Origin of the sequence: Lutispora sp., assembly GCF_041687175.1 — a bacterium.
Classification (GTDB): Bacteria; Bacillota; Clostridia; order Lutisporales; family Lutisporaceae; genus Lutispora.
In genome coordinates, this window is the sequence record NZ_JAWLCK010000191.1 from 1 (window position 1) to 3,661 (window position 3,661).

General features: G+C 37.0%; 4 protein-coding genes. All 4 read right to left on the reverse strand.

Annotated features, from left to right (window positions below; all coding sequences use genetic code 11):
• Positions 1–605 (reverse strand): SpoIIE family protein phosphatase (locus ACESM9_RS15000; protein WP_373000547.1); only part of this gene is annotated, 605 nt, incomplete at its 3' end.
• On the reverse strand, positions 598–2,274 hold the full coding sequence (locus tag ACESM9_RS15005) for a [Fe-Fe] hydrogenase large subunit C-terminal domain-containing protein (RefSeq protein WP_373000550.1): 1,677 nt from the start codon (positions 2,272–2,274) through the stop codon (positions 598–600). The genes ACESM9_RS15005 and ACESM9_RS15000, both read right to left, overlap by 8 nt.
• Positions 2,275–2,297: 23 nt before the next feature.
• Positions 2,298–2,546 (reverse strand): (2Fe-2S) ferredoxin domain-containing protein, encoded by a 249-nt coding sequence (locus ACESM9_RS15010; RefSeq protein ID WP_373000553.1) that lies wholly within the window; start codon positions 2,544–2,546, stop codon positions 2,298–2,300.
• 162 nt (positions 2,547–2,708) lie between these two features.
• Positions 2,709–3,661: LysR family transcriptional regulator (locus ACESM9_RS15015; RefSeq protein WP_373000556.1), on the reverse strand; the 953-nt coding region annotated here is incomplete at its 5' end.

The window sequence follows — 3,661 nt, forward strand, 5'->3', positions numbered from 1 at the left end:
TAGCACTCGTTAAGCAGCATGGTACTCAATGTTTTAGCCGTCAGGCTTGGTTCGTATATGTTCTCTATATATTTGATTATATCTCCCCTCTGCCAGCCAAAATTAAGAGATATTCCAACCCCAGCATGTATTGCACCATCACTTAATGCAATAAATGTATCATCTTCATCAAGCTTGATTTTTGATTTATATATGGTCTTGTTATCGATAATCTCTAAAGTTTTAGGATAATCTATGCTTTTCCCCTTTCTCAGCAATATCACATGGGGATTATCATACTGAATAATTTCTGCATCCAAATTGTTTTCAATTCGAATAATTGTAAATGTAGAATATGCAACCCGCCTTATTTTGCAGATAGGCAGCGTGGCAGCTATAGTAGTCACACAATCTCTAACAGACAATTCATTTGCCATCATTGTAGATATGATTTTTGCAGTGAGTATGGAAAGAATATTGGCTTTTACTCCGCTGCCTAAACCATCAGCTAAAACTACAACTGTGGAATTTTCTCCTTGGGCTACAACTTCAACATGATCTCCACATAATTGTTCTCCGAATTTATTTATACTTGCATAACCTACATCAGTACACAGATCATTCATCCATCAACGACTCCTTCAACTTTGTAAGGGCGATCTTGGTTTCAGCAGTTGTCTCCCCTAATAGGGATGCGATTTCCTGTACTGTTCGCATTTGCTTTTCGATCACCTTATCAGTAATTTCTATAGTACTGCGTCCCATTGCTTCTTTCTTTTCCCTCTGTAGGGTTTCTTCAGTCACATCACGCATTATACAGATAATAATGTGATAGCTTTTATCATAAATCACGGTTTGATCCACATATTTATTGTATTCAGGAAGATAAGTGCTTTTATAGTAGCATTCTATACCTTTTTCATAGGCTTCTATGAAAGGCTGAGAATCAAGTATGCATACCACATTATCCCCCAGTACATCTTTTGGATTTCTTATATTCAACATCCTGCAGGCAGCAGCGTTTATCTGCTGTACTTCGAAGGATTCATTCAAAACAATAATGCCATTTGGAGTATTTTTAATTATGTTATCAGAAAATGATTCTGCTTTTTCTTTTAAATAAGGCAAACACATATGAAGATTTGCTTTGCCCTGTAAGACAGCCCGTGCTTTATCTCTGCAGGTATTATAGCCGCAGCTGCCGCAATTAAGTTCATCTTCAGGCTTTGTCTTCCCCATCTTTTTCAAAACTTCTTCAATTGCCTTACGCCCTAAATAGACTTGTCGGGGTGTTAGTGAAGACATATCCTTTTTTAGTGCCTGCTCTTCATAGTCACCAACATGAAAATCTTCATTACCTGCATACTTGCTTATGGCTATATAATTCTTTATAGGAGAGCAATTCTCTTTACCCATTGCAGGACCGCCGATACAACTTCCTACACAAGCAGACATCTCTATAAAACATTTATTAAGCTTTCCTTTGATTACATCTTCGATAGCGGGTATGCAGTTTTCAATTCCATCAATAGCCATATATGTATAATCCGGGTTACCGGCAGTCATGGTTTTTAATATTCCACCAGTTGTGGGAAAAAATCTTGCTCGACTTTCATTATTTGTATCTTCAACAAATTCCAATTGTATCTTTTGTTCCTTTAGCCAAGGGGTTAGCTCTTCATAGGTCAACACACAGTCAACAATTCCACCATAGCTTTCCGCTTCCGCCTTTTTCGAGATACAAGGCCCTATAAAAACAGTTTTCCCTCCAGGGAACCTACGCTTTATATCCATGGAATGAGCCTGCATTGGGGATACAATATGGGCTAAGTAGGGAAGTGCTTTCGGATAATACTTTTGAATTAGCAAATTAACTGTATGGCAGCAGGATGAAATAATAACCTTCTGTTCAGCCTTACGGGTCATAAGTTCATACTGCTTCTTTACGATGGTTGCTCCTACAGCTGTTTCTTCAACTCCTGCAAAGCCAAGCTTTTTCAAAGCCTTCTCCATAGAATTAATAGTAACATTGCCATAGTAAGCAACGAAGGAGGGCGCTATACTTGCATACACAGGAACACCGCTTCTTAATAAAGCTTTTACAGTAGATACATCATTTCGAATCTCTTTTGCATTTTGGGGGCACACCACATAACAGTTCCCGCAAAGTATGCACTCTTCGTCAATTATATTGGCTTGGTTTTCAGAAAAGCGAATAGATTTTACTGGACAGTGGCGTATACACTTATAACAATTTTTGCAATTCGCTTCTTTGAATTTTAAATGCTCAGCCATGTGATTCGCCCTCCTTATTTCTGTTACTCCTCTAGTTTTGCTAATATTTCTTTCTCAAAGAATGCTTTTGTGTTTTCAGGCTGAAGTAAATACATTTTTTCCCCTATTTTTACGCAGACTCCCTCCCCTAAGCAATTATTCATGCAAAAAGAACCACACAACTCAACTCTGACCTGGAGGCACTTTTCGGCTATTAAGTTCTGAAGCTGTTCTACAACTTGTCTTGAACCTTTAAGGTGACAGGAGCTACCGATACATATGGTAATTTTCATAAAAACTTCTCCCGATTCTTTGTTTGTTATAATTTTAACAATATCTATAGTAAAAAGGAAATATAAAAGCGGCATAAGGATATATGAAAATCCATATGCCGCTTTTATATTTCTCTTCCTATCATTTAAAGTGTATAAAGTTTGTTAATAATTTATCATTCTTTAATTGTACTCCTTAAAAGATACTTCATTTCTTACTTCATAGAGTTTGTTTATAAATTTTTTATCAAGGCTTGTAAACTTATATCCACTAGGATAAATCAATTGATCTTTATTTTTATTGTTGGCTATTTTACATTTGCGTTGGACCAGATTATAGCGGTTTAAGAAGTTATCAGGGACTGGAGATACCCACATATAAGTTGTAGGTATATTGGCCAGCAATTCAAACTGGTTACCACGCTCGTACAGATATATCCTCTTATGGGCATTAGGAGATCCAGATTGCCTTCTCGCTTCTCCGGCAGACAAATAAGGAATAGCTTTATCACCATGGGCAATCTCAATATATTCAACCAACTCATCGTAAACAACTTCTTTGGCTGAAGCTAAAGGATGATTTTTTGACATCAGTGCTAAATATTCAAACTCCCAGATCAAATCATAGTCTAATCCCTTATTGGTGAGATAGTCGAGAAAGTAGTTTTCATAACTGTTTTCGTACCGGATAATTCCCAGATTAAATCGCCCTTCAACAATGTTGGTTATTGTTTGCATGGAATTAGTCTCTTGTACATTGATTTCAATACCCTTTTTCATATCAAGAGCAGCAACAAATTTTGTAAAACCATGGGCTATATAGCTAACCCTCGGAATGGATATACTGAATCTCTGAATATCCGGGTGGTCAGGTTTAGACAAAGTCTCCATCTTATATAGCTGTTCCAAAATATTTTTAGCATATATAAGAAATTGGGAACCCTTTCGTGTCGGCACGACCCCTTTTGGAGTCCTTTCAAAAATCATAAATCCAAGTGAATCTTCCAACTCTTTAATGGCTTTGCTGAGATTAGGCTGTGCCATATAAAGATTATCCGCAGCTTGTGTGATAGAACCTGCTTTTTCAACTTCTACTGCATATTCTAAGTATAGTGTGTTCATCGTCTCTTCCCCTT

Excerpts from the sequence above, each read along its gene's own strand:
- ACESM9_RS15010 (WP_373000553.1), bottom strand. The coding sequence starts at position 2,546 with ATGAAAATTACCATATGTATCGGTAGCTCCTGTCACCTTAAAGGTTCA.
- ACESM9_RS15005 (WP_373000550.1), bottom strand. The coding sequence starts at position 2,274 with ATGGCTGAGCATTTAAAATTCAAAGAAGCGAATTGCAAAAATTGTTAT.